This window comes from Gammaproteobacteria bacterium, assembly GCA_013696315.1.
Lineage (GTDB): Bacteria > Pseudomonadota > Gammaproteobacteria > JACCYU01 > JACCYU01 > JACCYU01.
Map to the genome: position 1 here is coordinate 1 of JACCYU010000062.1, position 6318 is coordinate 6318.

Consider the following 6318-nt stretch of genomic DNA (forward strand, 5'->3'; position numbering starts at 1 on the left):
GGCGCCAACCCCGAACAGTCCAAATCCAACGGCCAGCAGCAGGATGCCCAGCGCAAACTTGACGGGTGTGGAGGGCTCGCGCCGGTGGCTAGCCAGCTTCAACCACAGCGCGGAAAATAACGGCGCCAGCAGAATGATGAACATCGGGTTGATCGCCTGAAACAACGATGCGGGCGCTTCCCAGCCAAACAGCGTCCGATCGATGTTGCGGTCGGTAAACAGATTTATGGAACTGCCGGCCTGCTCGAAAAATGACCAGAACACCACGCCAAATGCGGTAAGGGTCATGATTACCAGCAACCGTTCGCGAGCCACGCGCGGGCTTGAATAGACGATGTAGACTAGCCACAGGAGCACCGCCGACCCTGCCGCGATCAACATCCAGCCAGTCAGTCGATAGTTCAGGACCAGCAGCCCGAACACTGGCAGACTCAGAATCACGCCTGTCCAGACGATGCTTCGGCGGTTCAGTGTACGCGGTACAGTGTTTCGTGCCGCCGGCGCGGATGGCGGCAGGCCGAGCCCCGGGAAACGGCGTCGCCCGAGCAGGAATACGCTGAGCCCGATCAGCATGCCGACACCGGCGAGACCGAAACCGTAATGCCAGCCGTAAGTTTGCCCGATGAATCCGCACAGCAGCGGTGCTAAGAACCCGCCGATGTTAATGCCCATGTAAAACAGCGTGAAACCGGCGTCACGTCGCGGATCGTCAATCGCGTAAAGCTGGCCGACCAGACTGGAGATGTTCGGTTTGAACAGGCCGCTGCCGGCGATCAGCAGGGCCAGCGCGGCGTAGAAGAAGAACATGTTGGGCACCGCCAGACAGAAGTGTCCCAGCGCCATCAGCAGGGCGCCCATGATGATCGCCAGTTGATGTCCCAGCACGCGGTCGGCCAGCAGGCCGCCGATCACCGGCGTCGTATAAACCAGCGCCCCGTACGCGCCGTAGATTCCGTACGCGTGCTCGTCGCTGAACGAAAGTTCTTTCGTCAGATACAGCACCAGCAGCGCGCGCATGCCGTAGAAGCTGAAGCGTTCCCATAACTCGGCGAAAAACAGTACGTAGAGCCCGCGGGGATGTTTCATCGACAGTGAATAAAACGTCGCTTCAGTAGAGACACGCGTTTGCGCGAGATTGATGTCAGGCGCAAAATGGCACGCGCAAAAGCCGCCGGATTGGTGCGTTCATCGAACACGGCACGCGGCAGGCAGCAGGGAAAAGCCATGAGGCGAGTCAACATGACAGCGAGCGCGGAGGAAGCCGCACGCCTGGCGGCGCTGGATCGATATAATATTGTCGATACGGCGCCGGAGCCGGCGTTCGATGCGCTGACCCGCCTGGCCGCGCATATCTGCGAGACGCCGATGGCTGCGCTGAGCCTGGTCGAAGGCGATCGCCAGTGGTTCAAGTCGAAGCTGGGCCTGCCCTTCGACGAGACGCCGCGCAGCATATCTTTCTGCGCGCACACCATCCAGCAATCCGCCCTCCTCGTTGTAACGGACACCCTGAACGACGAGCGCTTCGCGGCAAATCCACTGGTGACCGACGGGCCGCATATACGCGCCTACGCCGGCGCACCGCTGTTGACACAAGACGGCCTGAGGCTTGGCGCGCTCGCCGTAATGGATCACGTCCCGCGAGCGATCGACAGCGAGCAGCGCGCCGTGTTGCGCATCCTCGCCGACGAGGCGGTGACGCAGCTCGATCTGCGCTGCGCGGTGCAGGCGTCGCGACCCCCGCAGGATCACCTGGAACTCATTCTCAATGCCGCGGGTGACGGCATTTGCGGTGTCGATAAGACAGACCGCATCATTTTCATCAATCCCGCCGCGACACGCATGCTGGGCTTCGACGCGGAGGCGTTGTTCGGCGAGAACTTCCACCACCTGGTTCATCATTCCTGTCCCGATGGCAGTCCCTATCCCGGCGCGCGCTGCCCGTTGACCGCGGTGCTGCGCGCAGGTCAGACTCTGAGAGTCGGCGACGAAGTGTTCTGGCGCAAGGACGGTACGCCGTTTCCGGTAAGTTATGTCCGTGCGCCGATGCTGGACGCGGACCAGCCCTCCGGCGCGGTGATCACGTTCCGCGATACCACCGAGGAACGGAGGACCGAACGCGCCCTGCGCGACAGCGAGCGCCAGCTACGTTTGATCACCGATGCGGTGCCGTCATCGATCGCCTTGCCGATTCGTCGCAGCGCTATTGTTTCAATAATCGCGCATGCGAAATCGGGTTCGGGCTTGCACGCAATGAAATTCGCGGCAGGCACGTGCGGGAAATGCTGGGCGATGCGGCATTCGAGTCCGTCCGCGAGCACCTGGCAACGGTGCTGCGGGGACGTTCGGTAAGATTCGAGTCTCGCACTGCGTCCAGGACCGGCGATGCGCGTCACACCAGCACCAGTCTCATTCCGGATGTCTCGGCGGAGGGCAAGGTCGAGGGCTACATCGCGCTGGTCAACGACATCACCGCGCGGGTGCGCGTTGAACAGGAACTCGAGCGGTTTTTCAACGTGCCGCTGCACCTGATGTGCGTCGCGAGCACCGATGGCTATTTCAAGCGCCTGAACCCGGCTTTCGAGGCGCTGCTGGGTTATTCCGAGCAGGAACTGTTGACCAGGCCATTTTTGCATTTTGTGCATCCGCAAGACCGCGACGCGACGATCGAAGAACTCGGGCGCATCAGCGCCGGCGCTGCCACGAAACAATTCGAAAACCGTTATCGCTGCAGGAACGGCTCGTATCGCTGGCTGTCCTGGGCCACCTTTCCGGTTGTGGAGGAGGGGCTGGTGTACGCCATAGCGCTCGATATCACCGATCGTATACGTGCCACGGAAGCCCGGCACAGCCAGCGAGGCGCGCACGCTCGCGATGCTGGCGAAGGTGCTGGATTGCGTGATTGCGATTAATCATGAGGACCGAGTTCTGGAGTTTAATCCCCCGCTGACCGCGCTGCCGCAGAATCGCCAGGAGTTGCTAGCGAACTCATCTACGGCCGGTCCAGACTCACACGCATGAACACCACGTACAACGCCGACGCCATCGAGGTCCTGTCCGGCCTGGACCCCGTGCGCAAACGGCCGGGCATGTATACCGACACCTCGCGGCCCAACCACCTCGCCCAGGAAGTGATCGACAACAGTGTAGACGAGGCAGTGGCAGGATTCGCGAAGGCCATCGACATCACGTTGTACAAGGACGGATCGCTCTCGGTCGCCGACGACGGGCGCGGCATGCCAGTGGACATGCATCCCGAGAAAAAGCTACCGGGGGTCGAAGTAATCCTCGGCACGCTGCACGCCGGCGGCAAGTTTTCGTACAAGACTTACCGTTACTCGGGCGGCCTGCACGGCGTAGGCGTGTCGGTGGTGAACGCACTGTCGAAGCATCTGGAGGTGTGGGTGCGCCGCGGAGGTCACGAATACAACATGTCGTTTGCGGGCGGTCACAAGAACACGGACCTGGAAGTCGTGGGCGAGGTCGGCAAACGCAACACCGGCACCACGTTGCGCTTCTGGCCGGACCCGCAATATTTCGACAGTGCGACGTTCTCGATCCCAAAGCTGAAGCACATCATGCGCGCCAAGGCGGTACTGTGCCCGGGACTCAAGGTGAAATTCTTCGACGAGCCCGCGGGCGAGACCGTCGCATGGCAATATGCCGCGGGCCTGACGGATTACCTGCTGGAGGCGGTGCAGGGACAGGCATTGCTGCCGGAAGAACCCTTTACCGGCAGCATGGAAGGCCGTCAGGAGACCGTTGACTGGGCGGTGGTGTGGATTCCAGAAGGCGTGGAGTGCATACAGGAGAGTTACGTCAATCTGGTGCCCACGACGCAGGGCGGCACGCACGTCAACGGTCTGCGCGCGGGCTTGACCGAGGCGATACGGGAGTTCTGCGACTTCCGCAATCTTCTGCCGCGCGGGGTGAAGATCGCGCCGGAAGACGTATGGGACAAGCTGAGCTTCGTGCTGTCGTTGAAAATGATGGAGCCGCAGTTCACCGGCCAGACCAAGGAGCGACTGTCTTCGCGCGAGAGCGCGGCATTCGTCTCCGGCGTGGTCAAGGACTCTTTCAGTTTATGGCTTAACAGCCACGTCGCGATGGGCGAGCAGCTCGCGCAGTTCGTCATCGCCAACGCCAATAAACGACTCCGCGCCGACAAGAAAATCGTGCGCAAGCGCATCACCTCCGGCCCGGCGCTGCCCGGCAAGCTGGCCGATTGCGTGTCGCAGGATCTCGCACGCACCGAGCTTTTTCTGGTAGAAGGCGATTCGGCGGGCGGGTCAGCCAAGCAGGCGCGCGATCGCGATTTTCAGGCCATCATGCCGCTGCGCGGCAAGATTCTGAATACTTGGGAGGTCGAGGCCGATCAGGTGCTGGCCTCGGTGGAAGTCCACGACATCTCGGTGGCGGTTGGTGTGGAGCCGGGTTCGGACAAGCTCGACGGCTTACGCTATGGCAAGGTGTGCATTCTTGCCGACGCCGATTCGGACGGTCTGCATATCGCGACCCTGCTGTGCGCGCTGTTTACGCGGCATTTTCGTCCGCTGGTGGAGGCGGGCCACGTGTATATCGCCATGCCGCCGCTTTATCGCATCGACGTTGGCAAGGAGGTTTACTACGCACTGGACGAGGCCGAGCGCGACGGCATGCTGGATCGCATCCAGGCCGAGAAGAAAAAAGGCAAGGTCGCGATTACGCGCTTCAAGGGCTTAGGCGAAATGAACCCGCTGCAACTGCGCGAATCGACCATGTCGCCAGACACGCGCCGTCTGGTGTGTCTGACCCTGGAGGTGGGCGACGATACCGCGCAACTGCTGGACATGCTGCTCGCCAAAAAGCGCGCCGCCGACCGCCGCGTCTGGCTGGAGGCGAAGGGCAATCTGGCGGAGGTGTGATACGCGCCGCAGCGTCCGGACTCGCATCCGCGCCTGCCGGTAACAGGCCCACGATAACGGATTCTCCCTACATCGTTAGGACCACGCGGAAGCGCGCCTGGTTGGTAATCATCCGGTCGTAGGCGGTCGCGGCTTCCAGTAGCGGGTAAGTCTCGATGTGGGCTTTCGTGCCGGACAGGACGCTGAAATTGAGGGTGTCTTCCGAATCCCGTGGCGTACCGCTTGGCCACCCGGCGACGGCGCGCCGCTTCATGATCAACTGGAACGGATTGACCTCAACCGGTTCCGGTGTCGCGCCGACGATCAGCAATTTGCCATCGACCTTGAGGCCATCGATGATCGAACTCATGGCCTTAGCGCTGGGTGCGGTCACGAGTATCACCCGCGCGCCACCCCAGTCCTGCAATGCCTGCACCGGATCGACCGCTTCGGTGTCGATATATTCATTGGCGCCGAGACTTAATGCCAGCTCCTTCTTGTCGTCGCCGCGCGATAACGCAATGGTGCGGAATCCCATGCTGGCCGCGTACTGAACGCCCAGGTGTCCCAGACCGCCGACTCCTTGCACCGCCACCAGGTCGCCTGCCCGCGCGCCGCTGTTGCGCAATGCGTTGTAAGTCGTGATCCCCGCGCATAAAAGCGGGGCGGCGTCCACCGACGACAGCGCCTCCGGAATGGCGGCCACGGCGGCCTCGGGTACGACTACGTATTCCGCATAGCCGCCATCATAGGTAATGCCGCAAATGTCCGCTTTTTCGCAGGTGACAAAATCCCCCCGCCGGCAGGGTTCGCAATGAAAGCAGTGTCCTCCATGCCAGCCAACGCCCACGCGCTGACCTTCAGACCACATCGAGACACCGTCACCCACTGCCGCCACGTGGCCGGCCACCTCGTGACCCGGCACGCGCGGAAACTCAAGACCCGGAAATCCGCCTTCTTTCACGAAAGCGTCGCTGTGACAGATCCCGCAGGCCTCGACTTTGATCAGCACCTGGCCGGTCGCCGGGGTGGGAATTTCACGCTCCACACGCTCGAAATCCCCGCCGGCTTTGCTGATCTGCATGGCTTGCATTGTAGACATTACAATCCTCCTTGGCGCCGCGTTACGACGATTGAAAAAATTACGCGTGGCGCGCTGCGCGCCCGATATGCCGGGGACAAAAGCAAGATGCACGCCGGCCGCGAACGTGCTTGATTGCTCCCGTGAAGAGCACTCTGCCGAGGGTGTGTTCAGGATGCCCTGCGCTCGTTCTGATGGCGGAGTTCGATGGCTATCGCAACCTTAGCCGGAAGACGAGCCTTACGGCCCCTTATCTGCTCGACGTGCAGGCCGAATTCCTCGACATGCTTGCGACGCGCGTCGTCGTGCCCCTCATCGCGGCTGACAAGCCACGGCGGCGCGCGGCCTGAACAACAA

General features: G+C 61.9%; 6 protein-coding genes. 4 read left to right on the plus strand and 2 right to left on the minus strand.

Going from position 1 to position 6318, the window contains the following annotated elements; all coding sequences use genetic code 11:
- The coding region (locus H0V34_03640) for an MFS transporter (GenBank protein MBA2490820.1) at positions 1–1086 on the minus strand (1086 nt) is incomplete at its 3' end.
- 66 nt (positions 1087–1152) lie between these two features.
- On the opposite strand from H0V34_03640, the gene H0V34_03645 reads away from it, so the two are divergent.
- The 3 genes from H0V34_03645 to parE all read left to right on the plus strand — a co-directional run bounded on the left by H0V34_03645 (position 1153) and on the right by parE (position 4901).
- A complete protein-coding gene (locus H0V34_03645) occupies positions 1153–2349 on the plus strand; it encodes a PAS domain-containing protein (protein ID MBA2490821.1) in 1197 nt (398 codons plus the stop codon).
- Positions 2280–2909, plus strand: a complete 630-nt coding sequence (locus H0V34_03650; protein MBA2490822.1) for a PAS domain S-box protein — start codon at positions 2280–2282, stop codon at positions 2907–2909. Before H0V34_03645 ends, H0V34_03650 begins: the two co-directional genes overlap by 70 nt.
- A 105-nt stretch (positions 2910–3014) precedes the next feature.
- Complete coding sequence (gene parE, locus H0V34_03655; GenBank protein MBA2490823.1) at positions 3015–4901, plus strand: DNA topoisomerase IV subunit B; 1887 nt, start codon at positions 3015–3017, stop codon at positions 4899–4901.
- A gap of 67 nt (positions 4902–4968) precedes the next feature.
- Here parE and H0V34_03660 read toward each other — a convergent pair whose 3' ends face one another.
- A complete protein-coding gene (locus tag H0V34_03660; protein ID MBA2490824.1) occupies positions 4969–5982 on the minus strand; it encodes an alcohol dehydrogenase catalytic domain-containing protein in 1014 nt (337 codons plus the stop codon).
- A gap of 173 nt (positions 5983–6155) precedes the next feature.
- Between H0V34_03660 and H0V34_03665 the strand changes: the two genes are divergently transcribed.
- Entirely contained in the window at positions 6156–6311 is a 156-nt protein-coding gene (locus H0V34_03665; protein ID MBA2490825.1) for a CcdB family protein, read from the plus strand.
- Positions 6312–6318: the final 7 nt, after the last annotated feature.